Here is a 26118-nt window from a genome sequence, read left to right on the forward strand (position 1 = left end):
AGAAGATGTTTATGCGATTTATCATTACAGGTATTATAGCGGGCAAGGGCAACAATAAAGGATTTTCACTAATGGGGGTCGTCGTTTCCATAATCGTCATTTCTATAATGGCGGTTATGTCGATGCCGGCGCTTAAAGGGGCGTTATTCGAGGACAGGGCCAATAACGTCTCCATACTTGCAAATACGCTGATAAACGCCGAAAGCACTTACGTAAATAATAACAGAAAGTTCGGCGACATATTGCCCCTTCAAGAAGCAGATTATTTACCTCAAGGACTTGGAATAAACCTTATTAAAGGTAAGTCTTATCCAAATTGTATATACGGTACCATAGAGTCTAAAAACGATACTAAAATATGCCTCAGTGTCAATAACGGCATCGTGAGCGGTACCCTCAGAGAAATAAGCTATGCGCTCACCATATCGGTTGCCGAAAATCACGTATCGGGTAACTATTACAACTATTACAGAGAGGTAAGCGATAATATACCTGGAAGTTCCATAATCAACGGCAAGGAAATAATTTATATAGATCCCATAGCCATAAGCAATTATGGTGGCGCTTACGATTCATATATAGGAAAAAATTTTTATATAACGGGAGCAACTTGCTATATCACGAGATATTACCGCATAAAGGAGAAGTTCGGTTATCATAAATACGAGAGAGTAGTGAGTGACGGGCCCCTTAAACTTTATTTTATAGTGGAGGCGGTAAAGGGTAACGAGGCAATATTAAGTTATGCCGATGATTCGGTCTTTCATTGCATTGATAAAAACATTCCGATTTACAAATATGGCGAGGGGGACTCTTATACCTCTGTTACAAGGATAAACGGGGCATTCCAAAATTCTTATCTTCCCGAAGTCAGGGGAATGGTCGAATATGAAAGTTGGAACAGAATTAGTGATATAGTAACCGACTATGTTCCAATAAGACCGTCCGGCTATGAAATAGAAATACCGGCAGATCACTTACCGAAACTGATAAATTTGAATCAAACCAATACGGAGAATTAAAATGCGTTAAATTTGGATCGCAAGGGTTTGAGCTTATAAACGTAAATAAAAATAATTATTAATTAAAACATGATTTTAAATGCCTAAAAATATAATTTATATAGAAGAGTACGGGATATACCAATACTTTGACGGCGACAAATCTGTTTTTTCGCACGATAATCCAAATGAGACCGAATACGGCGGAGGAGTTGCCGCGGTTGCCGTGATATCTAAAAATATAAATTTTTCGGTGATTTATAAAAAAGATATCGGGCGGGCAACGAAACCCGGTTCCAATAAATATCTCGGTAAGTATTACGGGAGTAAATCTTATTTTGTCGCTTTCAACGGTAGTAAAGAATACGGAATATATCATAGTCTACCCTCTAATATCAAGAAATATTATTTGTTAAAAGGTATTGATTTCGTTATACCTTACGATTATTTGGCAATATTATTTTTAAATTTTTTAAATGAAAAACTGAATGCAGATAAGTATGGCACATTCATGTTTATTGAAGAAACGGAAAATATTTATAAAATTACGGTAATTACAAATGGATTTAGCATATTTCCAGTGATTAGTTTTAAAGGGGACATGCTGAATGAAAATTTGACACTCCTGATAGCCAAACTGAATTATAAAGGAGTCAAAATAGAAAAAATATTTATAAACGGCAACGATGGGGATTTTAATCATAATATTAACGCATTATTCCCCGAAGCCGGAATAATTAATTTTAATACGGGAGATTTTTTTGAATTCTTTGATAATATGGAGAGACAGACGCCGCATTTCGAAAATCCTAATGTTAAATTAAAAGAGCTCCGTATTAAAAAAAATAGACTGAATAATATTTATATGGGGGTATTAATCGTTTTTATCATTATAATGCAATTTATCATCCTATCCGTAAACAAAAAAATATATACGGAAAGTCGGGGAATCAATGTTTTAAACAGTAATATCGGTCATTTATCAAGACAGATAAAATACGAAAGACAGAAAGCTTCTTTTAATGAACAATTTGAGTCCCCCTATATTCTTCCTTATTTAAAAAGGCTTATATCTATTTTTCCAAAGGGGATTAAAATAAAAAGTCTCGTCATAACAAAAGTAAAAAATTTATATGCGGTGAAGGGAACAGCTCTTGTTTTTGGCGGATATAGAAAGTTTGCCAAGAGTTACGATATGCTTTTAGAAAACGCGTCATCCTTGAAAAATATGCATTTTTCATATGATTTAGACAAATTTGAAAGACCCTATATTAAATTTTACGGAAACATAAAATGAAAAAATTTGAGAATGGCAAACCTATTGCAATAGCATTATTGTCTCTATCGGTTATTTATTTATTTTGTTTCAATTTATTTCCGCTAATTCATGATTATTACAGGTTAAATATCGTCTATATGAATAAAGCGCATAGAGAAAGATCATTAGAAGTCAGGCTGAGCAATTTGAAAAGAGTAAAGCTCGTAAGATTCAAGGCAGGATACCACAGGTTGTCTACCGATATTTTAACGATATTATCGTATATAAATTATCTGAAAAAAAGCGGTCTTGATATTGAAGTTAGAACAAATGCAAGGGTCCATAAAAATAATTCATCCTTGAATTCTAAGGACATAATAATATCGTTGAAAAAAATTTACAATATCGGAATCGTATTTTCATTTTTAAAAACATTTAACGCGTTTCCGATAGAGATTAAAAGAATATCTTTAGTATCTATTAAAAGCATGAATGCCGTTATGTACGTTAGGCTAATCGGATTAGTTAAAGAGAGAGGGGCTGCAAAGTGACTGTCACCGGTATTTTAAGCCTTTTTAAAGGCATAATTAAGTGGATTATACTCGTAGTTGTCGGAATTCTCATCATAGTTTTAATTATAGGGTCAATGAAAGGCGAATCCGGGGGATTAAAAGGTCATATGGTAAAATCCCGTCGTCATCTCGGTAGTAAAGAAAGGGACAGGGTCGTAACAAAAATGAAAAGAAAAGTCATGGCGAAAAGGTTGACGGGCAGTGTCGGCAATATTGCCAAGTTGAGGGATATATTCAATCTTCCGGACAGAAGAGATGTGAAGTTTAATTCTCGTTTTGTTCTTTCTGCAAAAAATAACGGAAGAGATTCTTCACGTCATTCGGGCAACGTATTGCCATATTTTTTTAATAATATAAAAATCAAAGAGTTTTCCCATGATATGATGCTACATCCGTCTTTAATATTCACGGGCGGCAAGGTTGCTTTAATCAAAATCGACGGAAAACCCTACTATGTTCATGCCGGAACAAACATAAAAGATATTTTTATAATAAAGGTCGGGTTATCCGGCATAAGCTATTCATATAAGGGAAAAATAAAATATTTAGGCTTCAAGTAAAAAAAGATCGTTAAAAATTCAAATGGTCGTAAATTCGAGACTGTTTATGGAAATTAATTCTAAAAGGGATATTATGTTGGAATAATACATAACTTGATTTTCGGGATTTGCAATATTAATATCATCTTTATTTTCGTAAACCGTATTTTGCATAAATTCATTCAATATTTTATGACCTAAGTACATTATTTTTTTTAATTTGATATTTGTTCTATTTTTTGTATCTATATTTTTTTCGCCGTTCAAGAAAAATATATCAATATTTTCTTTAAAAAAAGAGCTTACGGCAAGAGTAAAATTTGGAATATATGCCTGTTTTTTAAATGTAGGATACCCGTAAAGTTTGCCGATATTAAATTTTATTAAGACTATGGCATTATTTATGCTTTTTAAATTAGCGGTGAATTTTATCAATCGTACAATTTCGGGCAAAAATTTTTTGTAGTCAGCCATTTTTTTTTTATTTTTCGGTGAGATAGTAACTGCCGTCACAAGTTTGTTGATTTCATTGCATATTCTCATCGTATCATTTTTAATTATGGTTTCGAAGTCGACATTATGCTGCTTGTAATTATTAGATATAAGCTCGGTTAATATCTCCTCAAGGTCCTGCTCGACGATATCCGCAAATTCCGTTGCTTTTGCATCTAATATTTTCGTCATGTCATTGTCGTTTATCATTGTAAATATACCAAAAAATAAAAAATTACTTATATGTTATACATATATTATATTATACGATATAAAATTAGTATGTATTTATTGTACCCTACTTTGACGCATTGCCCAATTTAAATCGATAAAATGGCACGTTTTAATTTCTTTGAGGATTCAAAACATATTCAGGATAGAGACTACATTGGGATTCCGGAGTATTTAAATATGTCGAAATTTTGAGTATTTTTATGTATAATATTACGTGAAAGTTTACGTATTAGATTTATTTCTAATGTGTCCGTAGCTCATTTGGATAGAGCGCAGGACTCCGACTCCTGAGGCAGCGGGTTCGAATCCCGCCGGACACACCATTAAAAAGTAGGATGCGTATTCTATCGCGGTCAATAGAAATCAATACACATATGCAGGCATATTTAATAGCCCTTAACAGGAATCCCAATAGTTTTTAGCTGTTGGGTAGTTTACTAAAGACATTGAAAAACTCATAAAAGAAGAGATTTACGGTAACCGGTTTCATTTGTTGAAGAATGAGGACAATGGCACTGTTAAATCTCTGAATTGTAAATTTAGATCGGCGATAGAGAAGAATAAAGATTTGTGGCTTTTTCTTTTCACAAATACTAAAGTTTAATCTATTTATTTTTAAAAATATGGATATGGATGGTAAAAATTTCTTGCATTTTTATAGCATATTATATAAAATTTTCACATTCCTTTAGTTTAATTTTATGAAAATATATTATTTGTGTACACCATTAATTAAATGATTTCGGTTCCAATTTCAATCAACTTCGGCACTGACGGGTTCAGAGGCATTATCGGGGACAATTTTACATTTAAAATTGTTAATCGCATAAGCTTGTCGTTAGGCAGGTATTTAAACGGTGTCTCACGGAGTACCGTTGCAATAGGATACGACACGAGGTTTTTGTCTAAAGAATTTGCGATTACGGCTGCGGAAGCTCTTGCCTCTGCAGGTGTACGAACAATATTGAGCAATAATTTTTGTCCTTCACCTGTTTTATCCTATTTCGTTAAAAATAAGACATGTAGCGCCGGTATAATGATTACCGCAAGCCATAATCCGTATATGTTTAATGGATTAAAATTTAAAAGTTCTTTCGGCGGTTCCATGCTTGAGCGGGATGTGAAGGAAATAGAGAGAATTGCTAACGGCCCCGATTTTAATGAAGAAACCGCAAAAAGAAATTATTATGTCGCCTCAGACACCCTTAAAAGCTTTGACAACAATAGTTTCGAATATGCCGATTTTAAAAGCGATTATATAAAACATATTATAGAATTTACCGGCTTCGGAGATGCGATACACAATGCGGATAGGAATGATTTAAGGCGATTGGACGTCACGATAGACCCCATGTTTGGTGCCGGCATAGGATATTTATCCGATATATTAAATAGATTTTCGGTTAAATGCGATTTAATAAACGAAGGTGTTAACCCGTCTTTTCCCGGATTGAATCCGGAACCGATAGATAATAATCTGTATAAGTTAAAATCATTTCTTAAAAAAAAGGGTGCCGGAAACAAATTTGCCCTCGGTTTAGCTACCGATGGGGATGCCGACAGGATAGGAGCCGTTGATTTTAACGGACATTTTATCGATTCCCACAAGATTTTTTCTATTATTTTAAATTATCTTATCAAAGAGGGCTATTCGGGAAGCGTGGTCAAGACTGTTTCCGTATCTAAATCCATAGATAATATCTGCAAAAATCATGATTTGAAACTGTTTGAGGTACCCATAGGATTCAAAAATATTGCCGCCGTCATGATAAAAGACGGCAGTGATGTATTCATAGGTGGAGAAGAATCGGGAGGGATAGGGATAACATCCCATTTACCGGAAAGGGACGGCATACTTAATGCGTTAATGCTGCTCAAGATTATGCTTATCAGTCGAAAAAACATAAACGAACTTTTAAACGATATTTTTGATGAACCCTATCCATATTCATACAAGAGAGAGGACTTGCATTTGCCGAAAAAGGATAAGGAACGCTTGATAAACGATTTAAACAGCGGAGTTTTTAGGGTACCGTTCGAAAAAGACATAATTTCTACTAATTTTATGGACGGGTTTAAGTTCGAATATCGAGATGACTCATGGCTTTTAGTGCGTCCTTCAGGAACTGAGCCTGTTTTAAGAATTTATGCCGAAAGCAGAAATCAAAAGAGAACGGAATTGTTAATAAATACAGTAAAGAAAGAAATAGATGATTTGTAAAACAAATATCAATAAAATTTATTTTCGAAATACGAAAAAAAATGTTATAATACCACGATCATTATTTTAAGGTTAAGCAAAATTTGGAGGGCTATTTGCAATGAGTGAGATTATAGAGATTAAAGGCAGACAGATTTTAGACTCAAGAGGAAATCCAACCATTAGCGTCAAAGTTTCTTTAGAAAGTGGCATTAACGGATTAGCAGCCGTACCTTCGGGGGCGTCTACCGGAGAATATGAGGCTTACGAAAAAAGAGACGGCGGTTCCGCTTACGGCGGTAAATCCGTTCATTCCGCCATAGAAGGCATAAATGATATCATATCAAAATCTCTAAACGGAATAGACAGCTATTCGCAGAGGCTCATCGACGATATAATGATGAATCTTGACGGTACGCAAAATAAATCCAACCTTGGATCTAATGCAATTTTAGCCGTATCGTTAGCCGTAGCGGTTGCATCGGCAAATGAACTGGAAATTCCGCTTTATCGTTATTTAGGTGGTGCAAACGCGCATGTTTTGCCGGTTCCGATGATGAATATATTGAACGGCGGACAACATGCAAACAACATGCTTGATTTTCAAGAATTCATGATCGTTCCCGCGGGGGCAAAATCTTTTTATGAAGCCCTTAGAATGGGAGCGGAGGTATATCAGGAATTAAAAAAATTGCTTAACGAAAAGAATATGCCGACGGCAGTAGGCGATGAAGGAGGCTTTGCTCCGCATCTTCAGAACAATATGGAGGCAATAATCTTAATAGTTGAGGCCATAGAAAGAGCAAGGTATCAACCGGGAAAAGATATTTTTATCGCCCTTGATCCTGCGGCAAGTGAATTTTATTCCGACGGTAAATACATTCTTAAAGAGGCGGGTAAAGAAACGGCATTAGGAATTGATGAGATGGTTGAAATGTATGCCGGCTATGTGGATAAATTTCCAATCATATCCATAGAAGACGGAATGGCACAGGATGATTTCGCCGGATTTTCGCTTTTGCTTAAAGAGCTCGGTGGCAAGATTCAAATTATAGGCGACGACCTTACGGTAACGAACCAGAGTCGCATAATGAGAGCAGTTGATTCCCGCTCAATAAATTCCGTTTTGATAAAATTAAATCAAATAGGTTCGTTATCTCAAACGTTGGATGCGATTGAGTTGACGCAGAGAAATGATATGAGTGCCGTTATATCTCACAGGTCGGGAGAAACCGAGGATACCTTCATTGCAGATTTATCCGTTGCTGTGAATTCCGGATTAATCAAAACGGGTGCTCCGGCTCGCTCCGAAAGAGTCGCAAAATATAATAGGCTCTTGCAGATAGAAGAAGAATTAGGTTCTAATTCTTCATATAAGGGACTTAAAGCCTTTAAGGGTGTTAAAGTCATTTGAGCTAATACTCTAAAAATATACAAATAAATAACAATAAAAACTAATATTAAGGAGGTTGTTATGGCTTTTACTATTACCGATGAATGTATTGCTTGCGGTGTTTGCGTTCCGGAATGTCCGAACAGCGCAATCGCTGAAGGGGACATATATACTATAGACCCCGCTGTTTGTACGGAATGCTACGGATATTTCGATACTCAGCAGTGTGCTTCCGTTTGTCCCGTCGATTGCTGTATTCCGGATGAAAACCACAAGGAATCGAAGGATGAGCTTAAGGAAAAGGCGTTAAAAGCGCATCCGGATAAAAAAGACTGGAAGTTTTAATTAACCCGGTTTTATTTATAAATTGCATAGGTTTAAATTTTTTATATATTTATGGATATTTTATATTCCGAAATATGTCTATATAAAAAGAAAATATCGGGAGGTTTGAGCTTAATACTCTAAAATAAGTCGGAACCATGGTATTTTTTATGATTACCGGAGAATTTGCAGGTAGTTTCGACATTTTACCTCCCGTTATATTTTAATATATTAATTTTAATTTACAAAAGGCTGAGAGGGAATGATTAAGAACGATAACTGGATAGAAAAAATGGCAAAGGGCGGAATGATAAGCCCTTTCGAAAGTTCTCAGGTTAGAGACGGAGTCATATCTTACGGGGTTTCTTCTTACGGCTATGATTTGAGAATATCGAACGAGTTTAAAATATTTACCAATATAAACAATACTGTTGTAGATCCAAAGGAGTTTGATACGAAATCATTCGTCGACTTGGTATCAAACGTATGCATAATTCCTCCTAATTCTTTTGCTCTGGGGATGTCCGTAGAATATTTTAAGATTCCCAGGAACGTCATAACTATTTGCCTGGGAAAATCGACTTATGCGAGGTGTGGAATTGTAGTAAATGTTACGCCGTTTGAGCCGGAATGGGAAGGATTCGTAACCTTAGAGATTTCAAATACTACGCCTCTTCCCGCAAAGATTTATGCCAATGAGGGGATTGCGCAGGTTCTTTTTTTTGAAGGGGAAGAACCCAAAACATCCTATAAAGACAAGAAGGGCAAATATCAAGCGCAGGTCGGCATAACCCTTCCCCGCTTATAAACATAACAAGATTATCTCTCTTTTTTAAAAAAACGATATGTGAAGAAGCATTAGTTCTATCGTAATTATTAAATAAGCAAGTTCCAACGACACATACCGCAATTAATAGATATTTCAGAATATTGACAATCCCCGCGTAAGTTTAGATAAATTATGGTATTTTGCATTTAATGCCATATCATAAAAAAACTTTAAGCCAAAATTATTAAAATTAAAAATGATAATATGTTAATAAATCGATTAAATTAAAGGAAAATCGATTAAATTAAAGAAAATGTCAATTATATTGATTTGTTCTTTGGAATACATTAATATGACTGTAAATATATAAATATTACGGTATTGTTTTTTTAAAAACATAAGCGTATTATTAAATAAAGTTAGCACTCAATAGGTGTAAGTGCTAATTGCAAAAATATATAAAATTAAAATAATAATTAACAAGGAGAAGTAACTTATGAAGATTAAACCGTTGCAGGACAGGGTCTTAGTGGAAAGGCTCCAAGAAGAAGAAAAGACTAAAGGAGGGATTATTATTCCGGATTCCGCAAAAGAAAAGCCCATGCAGGGGAAGGTAGTTGCCGCTGGTGGTGGCAGGGTTTTAGAAGATGGAAAGAAGGTCCCGATGGACGTAAAAGTCAATGATATTGTCTTATTTGCTAAGTATTCAGGTAACGATGTTAAAATAGAAGATAAGGAATACCTTATCATGAAGGAAGATGATATCTTAGCTATTGTGGAATAACGAGGAGATATCTATTGAAATTTAACTTAACTATTATTTATTAATAATTTAAATTCGGAGGAATAAAGTAATTATGGCAAAGGAATTAAAATTCTCGTCAGAAGCTAGGGCCGATATTCTCAACGGCGTTAACATACTTGCAGATGCCGTTAAGGTTACGCTTGGACCAAAGGGCAGAAATGTTGTTATAGAAAAATCATTCGGTTCACCTACTATTACAAAAGACGGTGTTACTGTTGCTAAAGAAATAGAATTATCGGATAAATTTCAGAATATGGGTGCTCAGATGGTAAAAGAAGTAGCATCTAAAACTTCCGATACGGCAGGAGACGGAACTACGACTGCTACCGTATTGGCTCAGGCAATATATAAGGAAGGGGTAAGATATGTTACTGCCGGAGCAAGTCCTATTTATGTTAAAAGAGGAATAGACAAGGCTGTAAACGAAATCGTAAAGGAGCTTAAAAAAATATCTAAGCCCATAAAAGACCAGAAAGAAATTGCACAGGTCGGAATGATTTCCGCTAATAATGACGAAGCGATAGGCTCCATTATTGCCGAGGCAATGGATAAAGTCGGCAAGGAAGGCGTTATTACGGTTGAAGAGGCAAAGAGCATGGAAACAACGCTTGAGGTAGTCGAAGGAATGCAATTCGATAGGGGTTATTTATCTCCGTATTTCGTAACGGATTCCGAAAGAATGGAATGTATTATGGATGAACCTTATATCTTGCTTCATGAAAAGAAAATTTCGGCAATGAAGGACTTATTGCCTATCCTTGAGCAAATTGCAAAATCCGGACGTCCGTTTGTTATAATTGCGGAAGAGATTGAGGGTGAGGCGCTTGCTACGCTCGTAGTGAATAAATTGAGGGGTACGTTAAATTGCTGCGCAGTGAAAGCACCTGGATTCGGCGATAGAAGAAAAGCTATGTTGGAAGATATAGCAATATTAACCGGCGGTCAGGTAATTTCCGAAGATATAGGGGTTAAGTTGGAGTCTATTACGCTTAACGACCTTGGTCGCGCAAAAAGGATTACGGTAAATAAAGATAATGCAATAATCATTGACGGAGCCGGTTCAAAAGTCGATATCGAAAAGAGGGTGAGGCAGATTAGAGCTCAGGTAGAAGAATCCACTTCAGATTACGATAAGGAAAAATTGCAGGAAAGACTTGCAAAATTAATAGGCGGCGTGGCAGTTATAAACGTCGGCGCAGCTACGGAAACCGAAATGAAAGAGAAAAAAGCCAGAGTCGAAGATGCTCTTCATGCTACGAGGGCTGCCGTTGAAGAAGGCATCGTACCTGGAGGCGGCATTGCGCTGTTGAGGGCGACAAAGATAATAGATGAATTAAAGGGCGCAAGCGATGATGAAGATTCCGGTATTAAGATAATTAAAAGGGCAATGCAAGAGCCGTTGAGAATGATTGCTGAAAATGCAGGAGTAGAAGGCTCTATTGTTATAGAAAAAATTCTTAATAGCGATGTTGCCGATAGCTCTTTTGGATACAATGCTGCCGATAACAAATATGAGGATTTGATTAGCGCCGGCATTATAGACCCGACAAAGGTCGAGAGAACAGCTCTTCAGAATGCTGCAAGTGTTGCCTCGCTTATGCTTACGACTGAGGCAATGATAGTGGATAAACCTGATGAAAAAGATAAAGGCGGAATGCCCGGCGGTGGCGGAATGCCCGGCGGAATGGGTGGAATGTACTAATAAACCCACATGTTCGTAGCGTATAGTTTTTAACGCTTATAATATATTAAGAGATGATGCCGAAAGTGCGTGTAAGTTTGTGCCTTTCGGCATTTTTTTGTTTATTTGACTTTTTTTACGTAATAGTTTAAAATTCAATCACTATGGGGCATTTAGAACATAAAGAAGACGCAAAAGCCAATAAGCCGTTAAACATGTACGTTATTACTCTAAGCGACACGAGACGGGAAAACAGCGATGAAAGCGGGAAATATATAAGAGAACGGCTTGTCTCTTTTTCGCATAACGTTTCCGGGTATAGCATTATCAAAGACGATAAGGATTTGTTGGAGGGTCTTGTCGTTAAAATTTGTCTGCCGGATGCAAAATTACCGATAGATGCCGTAATAATAAACGGCGGCACCGGTGTTTCCCTCAAAGATATGACATATGAAACCCTTAGGGATATATATGATAAAGAGCTATACGGTTTCGGAGAATTATTTAGAAGTTTGAGCTATAACGAAATAGGGTCTTCGTCCATTATGTCTCGGGCTTCTGCCGGCATATACAACGGTAAGATAATTTTTTCCGTGCCGGGTTCCATAAATGCCGTAAAATTAGCGATGGAAAATATAATACTCGGCGAAATCGGTCATATTTATTATGAGATATCGAAACATCTTACTTAATTATTCTACTTTGTTTTTATAATGAGGCGGGTTTGACATAATATGATAAATGTAAATATCAGGTTTTTTGCAGCCTTTAAAGAATTAATAGGAAAAAATGAATTAAACATGAATGTTTCGGACGGCTCTTCCATAAAGGACGTTATGGCAAGTGTCGAGAAGACTTATCCGGAAGTAAGAGACATTCTTAATATTTCTAAGTTCGCAGTCAACATGGAATATCAAGATGTTTGCGTAAAGCTGTCCGACGGAGATGAGATAACTATTATTATGCCGGTTAGCGGCGGTATTTCCGATGCTTCCGAGAATGACTCATATGTGGAGATAACTTATGAAAAAATAGATACGGATAGGGTTTTCGATTTTGTTTCCGATCCTTCAGCCGGTTCCGTTCTTTTGTTTCATGGGACGGTAAGGGATAACGAGGAAGGGAAGCCGGTAAAATATCTATTTTACGAGGCTTATGAAGAAATGGCCATTAAAGAAATTCGTAAACTGATCAATATTGCCCGCGCCGATTTTAACATTACAAAAGTTGCCATTATACACAGGATGGGAAAAATAGAAATAGGAGGGATATCCATATCTATCGGAATTTCAAGCCCTCACAGGGTAGATTCTTATTTGGCATCCAGGTTTTTGATAGATAACATAAAAGAGACCGTTCCTATATGGAAAAAAGAGGTTTTCGACGATATGAGCAAATGGAAGCGGATATGAAAAGAAACTGAAAGCCATAGCGGAAGCGTCAAACGAGGTTTGTTTATAATGAAAGATTTATTTTTAGGTATAGATATTGGTTCTACAACCGTTAAATATGCCATTTTAGACGAAAATCTGAATGTTGTAAAAAAGAAATACGTTAGGTCGAACGGGGAGTCCGTTAAGACCGCCTATAATGTTTTAAGGGATGTTTTTAGTGAATTTCACGAGGATAGGTTTGCGGGAATAGGTGCTACCGGTTCCGGTTCGCGAACCATCGGAGAGATTCTGGAAATTCCTAATATAAACGAATTAGTAGCCCAAACGGAATCCGTAAAATATTTTTATCCGGACGTTAGAACGGTCATTGAGATGGGTGGACAAGATTCGAAGTTTCTTATCTTAAAAAAAAGCGAAGAGACGGGGCAGATTTTCCTTGAAGATTTCGGGTTAAATGATTTATGCGCGGCGGGGACGGGTTCTTTTCTTGACCAGCAGGCGGAGAGACTTAATATAAATATAGAAAACGAATTTGGGCAACTTGCCTTAAAATCAAAAAATCCCTCAAAAATAGCGGGAAGATGTACCGTGTTCGCAAAGTCTGATATGGTGCATCTTCAACAGATTTCCACGCCGGTCGAAGATATCGTGGCGGGCTTGTGTTATGCGGTTGCAAGAACATTTATCGGGACCATTGCAAAAGGAAGGAAATTCGAAAAACCCATTATTTTTCAGGGGGGAGTTGCGTTTAACCATGGGATGATTAAAGCCTTTGAGGATATTATAGGTATTGAGAGCGGAGAACTTATAATACCGGAACATCACACCATTATGTCGTCAATAGGAATTGCCATCATATCCCGGAGTAAAAAAGATTTTAAATTCAAAGGTCTGGAGCCCCTTAAAGACTTCATTGAGAAAAATAAGCTTACTGGTAGATATCGCGATAAATTAGATAGGAAGAACATTAACCACCGTGACACTTCAGATGTTGACGGTTTAAATACCCTTAAATCGTGTTCAGGCACTACTGTTCCGGTATCTATAGGTATAGACACCGGTTCCGTGTCGACTAATATTGTTTTATTAGATGAAAATAAAAGACTTTTAATCAAAAAATATAAAAAAACCAACGGAAAACCGATAGAGATGGTGAGGGATACTCTTTACGAAATTTATCTATTGTTAAAAAATTTCAATGTAAATGTTTCGGTTAAAGGGGTTTGTACCACCGGTTCCGGAAGATATTTGATTGCCGATTATATCGGCGCTGATATAGTAAAGAACGAGATAACCGCACAGGCGACAGCGTCTATTTTTATTGATAAAGATGTAGATACCGTTTTTGAAATAGGCGGGCAAGATTCTAAGTATATAAGAATAAAAGACAGAGTCGTGATAGATTTTGAAATGAATAAGGCATGCGCGGCGGGGACGGGTTCTTTCTTGGAAGAGCAGGCACAAAAGCTCAACATAGATATTATTAGTGAATTTTCCGATAAAGCCTTTAGCGCCGGTAATTCCTGCGATTTAGGCGACAGATGTACCGTTTTCATGGAGTCTGACCTTATTTCTCATCAGCAAAAAGGAGCAAATAAAGACCAGCTTATTGCCGGACTTGCATATTCCATCGTAGAAAACTATCTTAATAGAGTAGTTATGGGCAAACCGATAGGGGAACATATACTTTTTCAGGGCGGAGTAGCCTCTAATGAAGCCGTTGCAAGTGCTTTCGGAAGCATTTTAAACAAAAAAATAGTCATTCCGGAAAATAACGAAGTAACCGGAGCCGTCGGTGGTGCTCTTATCGCTTTTAAAAACAACGGTCCGTCAAAATTTGTCGGTTTTGATTTAAGAAACAGGGAATATTCTCAGGAATCATTTGAATGCACGAAATGCTCCAACCTTTGCGATGTCAATAAGGTAACGGTAGGACGGGAACCGTCTCATTATTACGGCGCAAGGTGTGATATATTCGAGATAGATAAGAGTAAAATAGAGAAAGGAGAAAACTTTTTTAAATTCAGAAAAGAGCTTTTATTGGAGGGGTATTCCGCCGAAAACGAAAATGATTTTTCAAGACCCCGCGTCGGGATTCCGTTATGCCTTGAGACATACGATCTGTTTCCATTCTATAATGAATTTTTTACAAGATTGGGTTTTAATGTCGTTTTATCCAACGAAACTAACAGGTCTATCGTTAATTTGTCCAATATGCTTTCGGTAGCCGATACATGTTTTCCGGTAAAAGTGATTCTTGGTCACGTAAGAAACCTGATGGATAAAAAAGTAGATGCAATTTTTCTTCCGGCATTAGTTAATAGAGAAAAAAACCATAATTTTCAGGCGAATACTTGTCAATGTCCATATATTCAGGGTATTCCGTTTATGATAAAATCGCTTATCGATTTTAGTCAAACAAAAGTCATATCTCCTAAATTGAGGTTATCCGGCAGCAATTATGACTATGATTTGACCGTGAGTAGCATCGTGTCACAGTTCAAAGACCTGCATATGCCTATTTCGAAGGGTAAAATAATAAATGCATTCAATCGCGCGGTCCAAAAGCAAAAAAGGTTTTTCGAAATCTTAAAAGATAAGGGAAGAGAAGTTTTAGATAAATATAATAATATTATCGTGTTGGTAGGCAGACCTTATAATACCCAAGATGAAGGGATTAATCTGTCTATTCCCAATAAGATAGCATCGCTCGGTTTAACCGTTGTTCCTATGGATTTTATTGATATTTCCGATGTTTCTATCTATAAAGAACATGACAATATGTTCTGGCATTCGGGGCATAAGATTCTTTCCGTGGCTAAAGTAATAATGGATAATCCGAAGCTTAATGCCGTTTATATTACTAATTACGCCTGCGGTCCGGATTCGTTTATTAAAACTTTTTTTGCCGACTACATGAAGCATAAGCCTTATCTCGAGATGGAAATCGACGAACATAATGCCGATTCGGGATATGTAACGAGACTTGAAGCCTTTTTCGACAGCGTATACAAATTCGGAATGGAAAATGTTTGACGATGGACATGGTATGTCTATATGGATTTAGATTATAGATTAAATGAGATTGTATTTAAAATAAAGAAATCAGGTTACAGCTTGACCCCTCAAAGACTAGCCATTATAAGAATAATCTCGGAATCAAAAAACCACCCGACTGCCATGGATGTGCATATCAAACTTAAAGAATTATATCCTATGATTTCTTTAAATACGGTTTATAAGAATCTTGCTATGCTTGCCTCTCTGCATGAAGTAAAAGAGATTAAAACTATGCAAAATTCAACCCATTACGATGGAGACATCACTGCTCACGGGCATGCAATATGCGAAAACTGCGGAAAAATAATCGATGTAGAGGTAAATAAATTAGATATTGAAGATTTTTTTGAAGCTAAAATAAATGAAAGCCTAAAAGAAAGCTATCACATAAGGAATTATGGAATTGAGATTTACGGTTTATGCAGCGGTTGTTATAAAAAACGGCTAACGGCTGACTGACCGGCGGTTAGCCGTTTTCTGCGGCATAATCATACCCCTTTAGAATAACTTGTATGATGTTTTTCTTTTCTGCATCGTTTTTTGAAAATAAAACGGCTTCTTTGCATACTGAATCTACGTCAAGTAACCCGCTTTTCGCTATAAAAGCCCCTATAAGTGCTATGTAAGAGCTTACCCTGTTTTTTCCCATAGCCTCTAAATCCACTATCTCCCTTAACGGTATTTTATAAATATTTTTAGTCTTCTCGCCTATTTTTTGCGTAACGATGTCGTTATCGGTAAGAAAATAATCACAGACGTTAAAAGTAGAGTAATCGGTAAAAATTAACGTATCTTTATTTATAAACGGGATATAGTTCAATATGGATTGGTAATCTAAACTTATAATTGCATTTATATTCTGAAGACAGCTCGTAGATTCTAATTTGCCTACTTTTATAACAGCATATGTGAGGCTGTAATTGGATATATTTGACGTGGGCTTAATTGTGAGCGACGTATCAAAGTTTTCGTTTTTTAACGAGAAATAAATAAACTTGCTCAGGTATTTAATTTCCTTAAAATCCGCACCGTTTAGTATGAGGCTGTAATTTATATTTTCCATATTTTGTTAAAGATTAATTTTGTTTTCAAGCGATTTTTTCACTCTAACCCTTTTTCTTCTTTTTGATTTTATTGCATTATGAGGGCATATATCCACACATAACCTGCAAAAATTACATATTTCAGCATCAATAACTATATTTTTATTATTGTTTATTTTAATTGCAGGGCATTTGGTCTTCTGATAACACAATTTGCATTCGAATTTATCGCAGACCTGGCTGTTTATGTAGAGATATGTAGTATAGTTTAAATTACGCCCGTTTTTTGCAAAATTTTTGCAATCGTTGTCTATAAATATAACCGATGCATTATGTCCGGCATTTGAGTCCTTAAGGCTCATTCCCTTCCGTATAATAGTCTTCTTAACGGTTTTCAATAAAGGATGAGACATTAAACTTTCCATATCGTAATCGAAGTCGTAAATAGATTCATACACGACGAATACCATCCCATCTTTTTTATTGAATTTTTCAATCTGTTCGGAAAATTTTAGCGAGGAAATAAAGACGTAAAATGTTTTGGTCAAATCTTTTGGGCTTAAATTAAACGTGAAATAAAGGGGATTGTCGATTATAAGTATATTCTGAAACGAAAATTTTAACGCACTTGAATTTAAAAGGGGAAAACAGTTTTTATCTCCTATTAAAATATAATTTTCGTTAGAATCAATCTTCTTTTCTAAATTTTGCAAAAAAACAAACATATTACAGCCTATACAAAAAGACGACGGGGTTTTAACCTCTGTCATTTTAAAATCGTCTATGCAGAAGCCGGGTATTATTTGACCGTTGTTCTTCGTTTTAATAAGTTTTAAACTTTTATATTTTAATACCGGTTTGTCGTTCTCCAAGAACATGCCTGGCAACTGACGGCGCAACAAGGTGGAATCATCAAACATATAAATATTTTTATAAAAATCCCTACAGTCGTCTTTTAACAATTTCTTGAAACCTACAGAATCAAAGGGATTTAAGAGATTGAATAGAATGATGTCCGAATTCCTTGAAAGTTCATCATTTTCGATAATACGATGAAAATATTTTGCATCCGTCAGCACAAGATTATTGCTGGTCTTTTTTTTGAATAACTCAATATGGTTGCCGGTATTTTTAAAAAATTGGATATTTTGCTTAACATCCGTAGGGGCATTTCTATTCCTGCTATCGCTGCAAAACAAGCGCGGTTTTGTAGCCGTTCGTTCGGAGTATCCTTTTTTTTCATCGTGGATATATTCATTCATAACCGAGTCGTTTAGGTAGATAAGAACCGGTAATTTCAATTTCTCTGAAAGTTCAAAATAATGGTGCATATATTGTAAAAAATCTGAGATTTTGCAGTAATTATAAATAGGGAAAATGCTTTCCAACGCGTAAGAAACCCTTTTTGCCCCTTTCTTTTTGAAAAGAAATATAACTATGCCGCCGTTGATATTTTTACCGTCGGTAAAATATTTTTCTAAATTAGTAAAATTAAAAAACGACCGGTCGTAAGCAAATCCCATAGCCCTTTTATTGGCGAGACTTAGGGAATATATAGAAGTCCATAAAAAATTCGCATCTGAATAAACCTTTAAAAGATTAGTCTCTGGAATTTCCGGTAAAAGAGATGTAATCTCTCCGTCAAAAAAGATATTGTCTATTCCGTTATTCAAAGCCGTTTTAGATAAAAATTCGATTCCGTTTATAATATTATAATTCCGTTTTTTAATGTTTAGGTGTATATTCTTTTTAAATATTTGCATAATAATCCATTGATTAAATTTGTTCTAAATTTTTGGTATTTGAAAAATGCCTTAATTGTATCATAAAAATGCAAAAATAACTATGACGATAAGATTGATAATCTAAGTGTATTTAATGATGAAACGTGTTATAATATAAAGTTGTGTTGTTCAAAACTATCCATACTATCCATTTGCTATTCATTTTCTTAATTTTAAAAAATAGGGGGGTACTATCTTGCATCTGATAATTTATTACTTGATCGCATTTTTATGGGCAATATTTACGGGTTTTATGTTTTCATCTACGGGAGCGGCGGGAGGAATACTTGCAAGTTTTGGTTTTATCACTATCCTAGGTGTTCAAGATGCCAATTCCATTAAGGTTATGAGCGAGATACTTGTGTTGATTTCTCCGATTGTTATCCTACATTTTTATTTAAGGCAAAAAAGATTTAAAAAATTAAAAAAAATACTGTTTTTAGTTGGCTCTACGCTTGGGCTTGGCGGACTTTTAGGTGCTTCGTTAGGTTCATGGATTTCAAAGTCATATCTTTCCGATCTTAAATCCTTCAAATATTTTTTCGGATATATAGCCTTTATGGTGGTCATATTAATGGTTTATAAAATGATTAAACAAAAACATAATAATAAAAACGGCAAAAGCAAAAAAATTGACGTCGATAAATTTAGCTCGCTGAAGGATGGAGAGATGAGTAAATTCTCTTTTAAAACAATTAATGTCAAAATTGACGGTGAGGTCTACCCCATACATCCGATTTTTATTTTTATCGCCGGGTTTTTTATAGCGATTCTGGCAGCGATGTTCGGAGTAGGCGGGGGATTTTTGTTTGTTCCGTTTTTAACCGACATAGTAGGGTTCCAGGTCTTTTTTGCAGCGGCAATAAGCATATTGTCGGTTTTAATTATTGCTGCCGTAAGCGTTTCCGTATATCTTTCGATGGGTGTTCATGTGATTGTGCCGCTTTTAGCGGTAAGTTTAGTCGGTATTTTAACCGGTTCCACGATAGGACCCAAGCTGTCGAGGCACGTTCCTAACGATTGGTTAAGATATGCCGTAATAGCACTGCTGCTCTTTATAGGCATCGCATATGTTTTTTGATAAACCGCCGGTATTATACTTATATTCTTGTATCGGACAATCTTATCCCAAGTTCTTTAATCTGTTTATCCTTAACGGCGGAAGGTGCATCAGAAAGGGGACAGTATGCCTTTTGCGTTTTTGGAAAAGCTATGACGTCCCTTATGGAATTTTCGTTTCTTAGGAGCATTAATATCCTGTCAATTCCGAATGCTATGCCTCCGTGCGGCGGTGCCCCAAAGCTTAAGGCGTCTAATAAAAAACCGAATTTAAGCCTTGCTTCTTCGTGGGAAATTGCAAGTATATCGAAAATTTTACTTTGCAATTTTGGATTATGAATCCTTATACTCCCTCCGCCTATTTCCTCTCCGTTAAGCACGAGATCGTAACTGTCCGATTTTGCCGATAGCGGATTTGATTCAAGCATTTCCAAGTCTTTTTCTGCCGGTGCAGTGAAGGGATGGTGGACGGCTACGGTCTTTTTTTCTTCCTCGGAATATTCGAATAAAGGAAAATCTACAACCCATAAAAGCTCAAATCTGTTTTCAGGAATGAGTTTGTATTTTTTTGCCAGGTAAAGTCTCAATCTTCCAAGAACCATATTGGCAGTCTTTTTTTCGTCTGCCTGATAAAATATTATATCGCCGCTTTTTGCTCCGATTTTTTCAATAACGGATATTTTCTCATTCTCACTTATGAATTTCGAAATTCCGCCTTCCAAAGCACTATTATCGGCAACTTTGGTCCATGCAAGTCCTTTTGCGCCGAAGTCCTTAGTTACGGCTAAAAGTTCGTCTATATCTTTTCTTGAAAGAATATTAGAGCCGCCCTGAAAACATATCGCCTTTATTGTTCCTCCGTTAGAAATGGTATTTTTAAATAAATTCATAGAAGAATTGCTGAAGATGTCCGATAGAGATGTGATTAAAAGTTCGAATCTCGTATCGGGTTTATCGCTTCCATAAATATTTACGGCATCGTCGTAATCTATAACCTTGAAAGGCAAATCCAATTTTATTCCAAGAAGAGATTCAAAGATGGTTTTGAAAAGTTCTTCGGTAAGAGACATAATATCTTCCATCTCCACGAAGGACATTTCCATATCTAATTGCGTGAATTCGGGCTGCCTGTCGGCTCTCAAGTCTTCGTCGCGGAAACACCTGACTATTTGATAATATTTTTCGAATCCGCCGACCATGAGGATTTGTTTAAACAATTGAGGAGACTGCGGAAGAGCAAAAAAATGTCCGCGGTTCAGTCTAGACGGAACTAAAAAATCTCTCGAACCCTCCGGAGTGCTTTTTGTAAGAAAAGGAGTTTCTATGTCTAGAAATCCCTTGTCGTCTAAAAATCTCCTTATAATATGATTAAATTTTGACCTGAATATCAAATTATCTTTTAATCTTTTGCTTCTCAAATCCAAATATCTATATTTAAGCCTTGTAAACTCGTTAACGTCTGCTTCTTCGTCTATCTGGAAGGGCAGGGTCTTACTTGCGTTAATAATTTGAATTCTCATTGCCGAGATCTCTATCATTCCTGTTTTTAATTCGGTGTTTTCCGTTCCCTCCGGTCTTTTTCCCACCGTCCCGGTAATTGATACCACATATTCGTTTTTTATTTTTTTTGCGGTTTTAAATGATTCTTTATCCAAATTTTCATCAAATACTACCTGCATTATGCCGGAATAGTCTCTCAAATCAATGAATATAAGTCCACCATGGTCTCTATAGCGCATAACCCAACCCTTGAGTGTAAATTCTTTGCCTATATCGGAATCCTTAACGTTTTCGCACAATGTTCTCAAGGGGCTTTTTAATTTATAAGCGGCTGTTTCCAAATCTTCTCCGATTAGTTTTAAAATGAACTATAAAAATTTAATTATTAAGTCTATAATTTTAGCATACCGCGTGTCAATAAGAATTTATCTATTTCTCTTTCGGTTGAAGGATTCTGATATAAAAAATCTATGTGATTTCCTGAGTTAATTTCGTGAATTTCCGAATTTACTATCTTTCGGTGCAATCTTACGACGCAGTCATATTTTACGATTTTATCTTCCTTTGAGCATATAAGGTCGAAAAAAATCTTGCCGGCATTAATATGATTTATGTCGATATCATAATGTTCGCTAAAATATTGAATATATTTGAAATCGTTTACCGTAATTCGCGGATCGGTTCTTTTTATGTCGGTTAAGGCATTATTTAAAACTTTTTTACTCTTTGTTGCGAGGGCATCTTTTAAAAAAATATTTATAGTCTTATCAAACGATTTCTCTAAGCTTTCTATAAAACTGTCTCTTACACGGGTTTCATGGCATCCGGCTATGAGCATGACTTTTTCTACCGCATGCGGAAATAGTGAGGCATATTTAATGCAGATTTGAGCGCCCATAGAGTGCCCTATTAAAATGAAAGCGCTGTATTCCCCGAATAGTTTTTTCAAAAAAACATTCATAATTTTCGCATAATAATTTATCCCGTCGCTAATAGGCATAGTTAAATATGTCGCATTATCGGTTCCGCATGCGATAAGACAAGATCTAAAGTGGCAGGGAAGGTCAAAAACCAATATGTTGAAAAGCTTACCATATTTTTTTCTTATATGGTTAAAAATAGAAAGCATAGAGATGTGATTTCCGCCGACTCCGTGGATTAAAACGACGAAGCCGGGCTTGTTCGCTGCGGAAGTTTTGTGTAATAAGTAAAAAATTCGTATGTCGTTTAATTCAATATACGGCATAGCATATAAGGTTAACAATATCAAAATTTAGATGTAATGAACAGGTCATCGGTTTAAAAAATTATCGAAATGTGATATATTAAAAGAAATAAAACAGCAGTATTCCGATATTTTTCATATCATCATTATTATTTTATTATAACATAAAATAATGACATTATTAAAAAAAATAATTTATTATTTTTATAGGGAAGGGCTTAAGAAAGACATTTTGCGTAATAAAATTCCGGAACATATAGGAATAATATTAGACGGAAACAGAAGATATGCTAAGAAATGTGGTCTCGAAAATATCTATAAGGGGCATAAAAAAGGAGCCGATAAATTAGACGAGGTTCTGTCCTGGTGTTTAGAGTTAAACGTCAAGATTGTTACGGTGTGGGCTTTTTCAACCGATAATTTCAAACGAAGCACAACGGAAGTAAATAATTTATTTAAAATTATTAAATGTCGGCTTGAGTGCTATATAAATTCCAGATTTATCAATGACAATGAAATAAAAGTTTCCGTTATTGGGAAGAAGAATCTTCTCCCTAAAGATTTAACGGCCGTAATAGATAAACTTGAGAAGAAAACCCAAAACTATTCCAATCTTAAAGTTTACATTGCTGTAGGATACGGCGGTAGGCAGGAGATATGCGATGCCATCGTAAATTTTATTTCGGACAATAATCCGACCGGAGATAATTCTCTTTGTTTGTCGGATTCTGTCGGAGATTGTGATTATTTATCTAATATTATCACAGTGGAAAACATATCTAAATATCTTTACTTAAAAGATTCCCCTGATCCGGATTTGATCATTAGAACAAGCGGTGAGGTTAGGCTTTCCGGGTTTCTTTTATGGCAGAGCGCATATAGCGAGTTTTATTTCTGTGATGCTTACTGGCCGGAGTTCAGGGAGATAGATTTTTTGAGGGCGATTAGGAGCTATCAATCGCGTCACTTAAGGGCAGGGAAATAGTTTAGGATTATAAATTTAGGAGTGCATGTGGCTTTTGACAAGACGCAAAAAAAGACGATTGCGGCGATGGGTTCCGTCGTCGGCTTGAGGATGCTTGCCGTGTTTCTTGTATTGCCTGTTTTTGTTTTATTTGCAAAAGAATTTACGGCAAATCTAATACTGATAGGGTTGGCATTCGGTATTTACGGTTTATCTAGGGCAATTTTTCAGATACCTTTTGGATATTTTTCCGATAAAATAGGAAGGAAAAACGTGCTGTTTTTCGGAATGCTATTATTCGGCGTTTTGACTTTTATAATAGGGTTTACCTCTAATATTTACGAATTGATTTCCTTGAGGTTCTTGCAGGGGGTTGCCGCCGAAAGTTCCGTTGCTTTCGCTTTAGTTTCCGATACCGTTTCAGAGAACGATAGGGCAAAGGCCCTTGCGTATCTGGGTATGCCGATAGGGCTGAGTTTTGTCGTGGGAATAGTGTTGGGTCCGCTCCTATCGTTTTATTTTGGTTACCCCTTTTTATTTTATCTATCCGGTATTTTAGGCATAATGTCTGCTTTTTCCATATTAATATGGGTGGAAGAACCTAAAAGCAGAAAAACGCTGAAGGAAATAGAGATTTCTTTCAAAGATGTCATAAAAATTTTTAAAAATAAAACGTTGGCGAATCTTTCCATGCAGGGTTTTCTGCTATCGTTTTTTATGACTATTTTCTTTTTTGCTATGCCGCTAATAGTTAAAAATGAACTTGGAACCGGTTATTACTATAAGATTCTCATTCCTATGGTGATTTTTTCGCTTTTTGCTATGATGAAGGCCTCTAAAAAAGCAGATATGGGGCATGAGGTTCGTCTTTTAAAGCTCAGTTATATACTAATGGCTATTTCTAGTATCTTTTTGTTTTTGAATTTTCACAACTATGAGCTGCCTATAATAGTCATAGGCGGTATTCTTTTTTTTACCGGCTTTTCTATTACGGAACCCATAATGCCTTCTTTGGTCTCAAGGTCATCGGATAAATCTTTCATCGGAACGTCAATGGGGCTTTATAACACGCTGCAATTTTCGGGAAGTTTTTTCGGCGGGAGCATAGCGGGACTCTTGTTCGAGGAATCCCGAGGCTCAATACCCATCATACTCGTCATAGCTTCTTTGATATGCTATATATTAATAATTAATATAAAAAATAATTTGAAGAGATAGAGAACCAATATTCATGAAGAAGTTAAGCATCCAACTCTTCCCCGACTAACTCTTCCTCCATTATCATTTTCATTTCTTCTTTTGTTACGGAGGAATTAATTGCGATAAAGTAAGATATGACGGCGATGAAAACAATGATGATTAAATCGTAAGGTGATTCAATCAAATTTTTTCCACCGAAATTTTTACTACCTAAAAATGATATCGTTAAAATAGCAATCATATAGAACAGAAACCATAGTCCCGGTATGAGCGTTTCCTTTAATTTATTTTTAATTTTATTAAAATTGGTAAAAAGAAAGAGTATAATCCCTGCCGATATGCCTATCTCGAGCTTCCATATGACTTCAAAACCAGACCAGTAAATTATCAGCGTTCCAACTATAAACGCCAGTAATGAAACGACACCGGCAAACGGCAGACGAAAAGGTCTCTTTCTATGCGGGTCCAATCTGCGGAAAGCCATGAGTCCTACGGGACCCAATATGTAAGTGAAAACCATTCCGGACGTAATTATCCCCACCAAAGAGCGCCAGCTCGGGAATGGAAGGAGGTACAAAGCGGAAAGTAAAAACGTAAAAATAAGAGAAATATAGGCCGTTCCATACTTATTAAGGTTTGAATGAAAACTTTTCGGTAAAAACTTCATTTTGGACATGGCATACGTTATCCTCGATGTTGTCCCCATATATACGAGTCCCGTTGCGAACGGAGATATTACGGCTCCGAATATTACAATTAAAGCGAATAGTGGGAATCCGTAAAGATTAAATAGATTCACGAAAGGGGATGAAAAATTTAACATATTCCATGAGTTGTTTTGCACATGAGGCACCGATATTATAAAGCCGAATGCAAGAATCGTATATGCCGCCATCCCTATAACAACCGATAATATAGTAGCAATAGGAACATCCCTCCCGGGGTTTTTGGCTTCCCCCGAAAGGTCGATAGCCTGTCTGAAACCTAAATAGGAAAATATGATCCCCCCCAGCGATATGCTTTTCATAATGCCTCCGTAGCCGTAAGGAATTAAATTGTAACTCGTAATATTTTTTACGTTCCCGTCTTTAACGGAAATATAGATTAGTGCGGTTGCGACGATTATTAGCACGGCAATTTTAAAATATGTAAGAAAGGTATTAGTTTTTGCAAAAATTTTAGCGCCGAACAGATTAAGCAAAAAGAAAAAAATAAGGATAGAAAAAGCAAAAATCAGCCCCAAAGGCGTAAGCGTTTTGCCAGAAAAAAGGTCGTGCATATAAAAATTTAAATACTGTACGGTCGCTTCAGTCTCAATGGTACTGACTGCGGCGCCTGCTATAATGAGTATCCAACTTGCTATAAATCCCAAAAATGCTCCATGGGTATATTTAGGGTATCTCGCAAGACCCCCCGTGGCGGGAATCATGGCGCCGAGTTCGCTGTAAACTAATGCTATGAGCATTATGGCAAACCCGCTTATAAACCATGAAAGGATAGAAGCCGGTCCTGCATATTTTGCGCTTACGTATATGCCTAAAAGCCACCCCGAGCCGATAATTGCACTTGTAGAGGCAAATGTCAATTGTAGCAGATTGAGAGATTTTTTCATTATTAACCC

The 26118-nt window shown here is 36.2% G+C and carries 23 protein-coding genes and 1 tRNA gene; 18 read left to right on the forward strand and 6 right to left on the reverse strand.

Features of this window, described 5'->3' with window-relative positions; translation table 11 throughout:
* Positions 1-5 precede the first annotated feature (5 nt).
* From ACMCNP_RS05905 to ACMCNP_RS05920, 4 genes are all read left to right on the forward strand, one after another.
* The gene (locus ACMCNP_RS05905; RefSeq protein WP_419315113.1) at positions 6-1022 is read left to right on the forward strand and encodes a hypothetical protein; all 1017 of its coding nucleotides are present in this window, start codon (positions 6-8) and stop codon (positions 1020-1022) included.
* A gap of 79 nt (positions 1023-1101) precedes the next feature.
* Positions 1102-2298 (forward strand): hypothetical protein, encoded by a 1197-nt coding sequence (locus tag ACMCNP_RS05910; RefSeq protein ID WP_419315116.1) that lies wholly within the window; start codon positions 1102-1104, stop codon positions 2296-2298.
* On the forward strand, positions 2295-2810 hold the full coding sequence (locus ACMCNP_RS05915; protein WP_419315118.1) for a hypothetical protein: 516 nt from the start codon (positions 2295-2297) through the stop codon (positions 2808-2810). The genes ACMCNP_RS05910 and ACMCNP_RS05915 overlap by 4 nt, the downstream gene beginning before the upstream one ends.
* Entirely contained in the window at positions 2807-3391 is a 585-nt protein-coding gene (locus ACMCNP_RS05920; RefSeq protein WP_419315121.1) for a hypothetical protein, read from the forward strand. Before ACMCNP_RS05915 ends, ACMCNP_RS05920 begins: the two co-directional genes overlap by 4 nt.
* An 18-nt stretch (positions 3392-3409) precedes the next feature.
* Here ACMCNP_RS05920 and ACMCNP_RS05925 read toward each other — a convergent pair whose 3' ends face one another.
* Positions 3410-4072 (reverse strand): hypothetical protein, encoded by a 663-nt coding sequence (locus ACMCNP_RS05925; protein WP_419315124.1) that lies wholly within the window; start codon positions 4070-4072, stop codon positions 3410-3412.
* A gap of 270 nt (positions 4073-4342) precedes the next feature.
* On the opposite strand from ACMCNP_RS05925, the gene ACMCNP_RS05930 reads away from it, so the two are divergent.
* The 11 genes from ACMCNP_RS05930 to ACMCNP_RS05980 all read left to right on the forward strand — a co-directional run bounded on the left by ACMCNP_RS05930 (position 4343) and on the right by ACMCNP_RS05980 (position 16181).
* Positions 4343-4419, forward strand: a tRNA-Arg gene (locus tag ACMCNP_RS05930).
* 413 nt (positions 4420-4832) lie between these two features.
* Complete coding sequence (locus ACMCNP_RS05935) at positions 4833-6317, forward strand: phosphohexomutase domain-containing protein (RefSeq protein WP_419315127.1); 1485 nt, start codon at positions 4833-4835, stop codon at positions 6315-6317.
* A gap of 100 nt (positions 6318-6417) precedes the next feature.
* A complete protein-coding gene (gene eno / locus ACMCNP_RS05940; RefSeq protein WP_419315130.1) occupies positions 6418-7710 on the forward strand; it encodes a phosphopyruvate hydratase in 1293 nt (430 codons plus the stop codon).
* Positions 7711-7770: 60 nt separating this feature from the next.
* Complete coding sequence (locus ACMCNP_RS05945; protein ID WP_419315133.1) at positions 7771-8034, forward strand: YfhL family 4Fe-4S dicluster ferredoxin; 264 nt, start codon at positions 7771-7773, stop codon at positions 8032-8034.
* Between the two features lie 241 nt (positions 8035-8275).
* Complete coding sequence (gene dcd, locus ACMCNP_RS05950; RefSeq protein ID WP_419315136.1) at positions 8276-8821, forward strand: dCTP deaminase; 546 nt, start codon at positions 8276-8278, stop codon at positions 8819-8821.
* Between the two features lie 457 nt (positions 8822-9278).
* Entirely contained in the window at positions 9279-9566 is a 288-nt protein-coding gene (groES, locus tag ACMCNP_RS05955; protein ID WP_419315139.1) for a co-chaperone GroES, read from the forward strand.
* 73 nt (positions 9567-9639) lie between these two features.
* A complete protein-coding gene (gene groL, locus ACMCNP_RS05960) occupies positions 9640-11289 on the forward strand; it encodes a chaperonin GroEL (RefSeq protein ID WP_419315142.1) in 1650 nt (549 codons plus the stop codon).
* 143 nt (positions 11290-11432) lie between these two features.
* Entirely contained in the window at positions 11433-11960 is a 528-nt protein-coding gene (locus ACMCNP_RS05965; RefSeq protein WP_419315145.1) for a MogA/MoaB family molybdenum cofactor biosynthesis protein, read from the forward strand.
* A 42-nt stretch (positions 11961-12002) separates the two neighbouring features.
* Complete coding sequence (locus ACMCNP_RS05970; RefSeq protein ID WP_419315148.1) at positions 12003-12680, forward strand: molybdenum cofactor biosynthesis protein; 678 nt, start codon at positions 12003-12005, stop codon at positions 12678-12680.
* A 48-nt stretch (positions 12681-12728) separates the two neighbouring features.
* Positions 12729-15698, forward strand: a complete 2970-nt coding sequence (locus ACMCNP_RS05975) for an acyl-CoA dehydratase activase (RefSeq protein ID WP_419315151.1) — start codon at positions 12729-12731, stop codon at positions 15696-15698.
* Positions 15699-15719: 21 nt separating this feature from the next.
* Complete coding sequence (locus ACMCNP_RS05980; protein WP_419315154.1) at positions 15720-16181, forward strand: Fur family transcriptional regulator; 462 nt, start codon at positions 15720-15722, stop codon at positions 16179-16181.
* 7 nt (positions 16182-16188) lie between these two features.
* On the opposite strand, the gene ACMCNP_RS05985 is transcribed toward ACMCNP_RS05980, so the two are convergent.
* Together ACMCNP_RS05985 and ACMCNP_RS05990 are read right to left on the reverse strand one after the other, a co-directional pair.
* Positions 16189-16785, reverse strand: a complete 597-nt coding sequence (locus tag ACMCNP_RS05985) for a hypothetical protein (RefSeq protein WP_419315157.1) — start codon at positions 16783-16785, stop codon at positions 16189-16191.
* A 6-nt stretch (positions 16786-16791) separates the two neighbouring features.
* On the reverse strand, positions 16792-18528 hold the full coding sequence (locus ACMCNP_RS05990) for a 4Fe-4S binding protein (RefSeq protein WP_419315160.1): 1737 nt from the start codon (positions 18526-18528) through the stop codon (positions 16792-16794).
* 217 nt (positions 18529-18745) lie between these two features.
* Here ACMCNP_RS05990 and ACMCNP_RS05995 point away from each other — a divergent pair, with 217 nt between their 5' ends.
* Positions 18746-19630: a sulfite exporter TauE/SafE family protein gene (locus ACMCNP_RS05995; protein ID WP_419315161.1), complete on the forward strand. Its 885-nt coding sequence runs from the start codon at positions 18746-18748 to the stop codon at positions 19628-19630.
* A gap of 19 nt (positions 19631-19649) precedes the next feature.
* Here ACMCNP_RS05995 and aspS read toward each other — a convergent pair whose 3' ends face one another.
* Positions 19650-21449 carry an aspartate--tRNA ligase gene (aspS, locus tag ACMCNP_RS06000; RefSeq protein ID WP_419315165.1) on the reverse strand — a complete coding sequence of 600 codons (1800 nt, stop codon included), beginning with the start codon at positions 21447-21449 and terminating at the stop codon, positions 19650-19652.
* A gap of 50 nt (positions 21450-21499) precedes the next feature.
* Positions 21500-22354 carry an alpha/beta fold hydrolase gene (locus tag ACMCNP_RS06005; protein ID WP_419315167.1) on the reverse strand — a complete coding sequence of 285 codons (855 nt, stop codon included), beginning with the start codon at positions 22352-22354 and terminating at the stop codon, positions 21500-21502.
* 151 nt (positions 22355-22505) lie between these two features.
* Here ACMCNP_RS06005 and uppS point away from each other — a divergent pair, with 151 nt between their 5' ends.
* Positions 22506-23318, forward strand: a complete 813-nt coding sequence (uppS, locus tag ACMCNP_RS06010; RefSeq protein WP_419315170.1) for a polyprenyl diphosphate synthase — start codon at positions 22506-22508, stop codon at positions 23316-23318.
* 27 nt (positions 23319-23345) lie between these two features.
* Positions 23346-24515 carry an MFS transporter gene (locus tag ACMCNP_RS06015; RefSeq protein WP_419315173.1) on the forward strand — a complete coding sequence of 390 codons (1170 nt, stop codon included), beginning with the start codon at positions 23346-23348 and terminating at the stop codon, positions 24513-24515.
* Between the two features lie 22 nt (positions 24516-24537).
* Here the strand turns inward: ACMCNP_RS06015 and ACMCNP_RS06020 are convergent, their stop codons facing one another.
* The gene (locus tag ACMCNP_RS06020) at positions 24538-26109 is read right to left on the reverse strand and encodes an APC family permease (protein ID WP_419315176.1); all 1572 of its coding nucleotides are present in this window, start codon (positions 26107-26109) and stop codon (positions 24538-24540) included.
* Between the last annotated feature and the right edge of the window lie 9 nt (positions 26110-26118).

It is taken from the genome of Candidatus Acidulodesulfobacterium sp. H_13 (assembly GCF_048541835.1).
GTDB lineage: Bacteria > SZUA-79 > SZUA-79 > Acidulodesulfobacterales > Acidulodesulfobacteraceae > QIJE01.

Coding starts and splice junctions, on each gene's coding strand:
- ACMCNP_RS05905 (WP_419315113.1), top strand. CDS start 6: ATGTTTATGCGATTTATCATTACAGGTATTATAGCGGGCAAGGGCAAC.
- ACMCNP_RS05910 (WP_419315116.1), top strand. CDS start 1,102: ATGCCTAAAAATATAATTTATATAGAAGAGTACGGGATATACCAATAC.
- ACMCNP_RS05915 (WP_419315118.1), top strand. CDS start 2,295: ATGAAAAAATTTGAGAATGGCAAACCTATTGCAATAGCATTATTGTCT.
- ACMCNP_RS05925 (WP_419315124.1), bottom strand. CDS start 4,072: ATGATAAACGACAATGACATGACGAAAATATTAGATGCAAAAGCAACG.
- ACMCNP_RS05935 (WP_419315127.1), top strand. CDS start 4,833: ATGATTTCGGTTCCAATTTCAATCAACTTCGGCACTGACGGGTTCAGA.
- eno (WP_419315130.1), top strand. CDS start 6,418: ATGAGTGAGATTATAGAGATTAAAGGCAGACAGATTTTAGACTCAAGA.
- ACMCNP_RS05945 (WP_419315133.1), top strand. CDS start 7,771: ATGGCTTTTACTATTACCGATGAATGTATTGCTTGCGGTGTTTGCGTT.
- dcd (WP_419315136.1), top strand. CDS start 8,276: ATGATTAAGAACGATAACTGGATAGAAAAAATGGCAAAGGGCGGAATG.
- groES (WP_419315139.1), top strand. CDS start 9,279: ATGAAGATTAAACCGTTGCAGGACAGGGTCTTAGTGGAAAGGCTCCAA.
- groL (WP_419315142.1), top strand. CDS start 9,640: ATGGCAAAGGAATTAAAATTCTCGTCAGAAGCTAGGGCCGATATTCTC.
- ACMCNP_RS05965 (WP_419315145.1), top strand. CDS start 11,433: ATGGGGCATTTAGAACATAAAGAAGACGCAAAAGCCAATAAGCCGTTA.
- ACMCNP_RS05970 (WP_419315148.1), top strand. CDS start 12,003: ATGATAAATGTAAATATCAGGTTTTTTGCAGCCTTTAAAGAATTAATA.
- ACMCNP_RS05975 (WP_419315151.1), top strand. CDS start 12,729: ATGAAAGATTTATTTTTAGGTATAGATATTGGTTCTACAACCGTTAAA.
- ACMCNP_RS05980 (WP_419315154.1), top strand. CDS start 15,720: ATGGATTTAGATTATAGATTAAATGAGATTGTATTTAAAATAAAGAAA.
- ACMCNP_RS05985 (WP_419315157.1), bottom strand. CDS start 16,785: ATGGAAAATATAAATTACAGCCTCATACTAAACGGTGCGGATTTTAAG.
- ACMCNP_RS05990 (WP_419315160.1), bottom strand. CDS start 18,528: ATGCAAATATTTAAAAAGAATATACACCTAAACATTAAAAAACGGAAT.
- ACMCNP_RS06005 (WP_419315167.1), bottom strand. CDS start 22,354: ATGCCGTATATTGAATTAAACGACATACGAATTTTTTACTTATTACAC.
- uppS (WP_419315170.1), top strand. CDS start 22,506: ATGACATTATTAAAAAAAATAATTTATTATTTTTATAGGGAAGGGCTT.
- ACMCNP_RS06020 (WP_419315176.1), bottom strand. CDS start 26,109: ATGAAAAAATCTCTCAATCTGCTACAATTGACATTTGCCTCTACAAGT.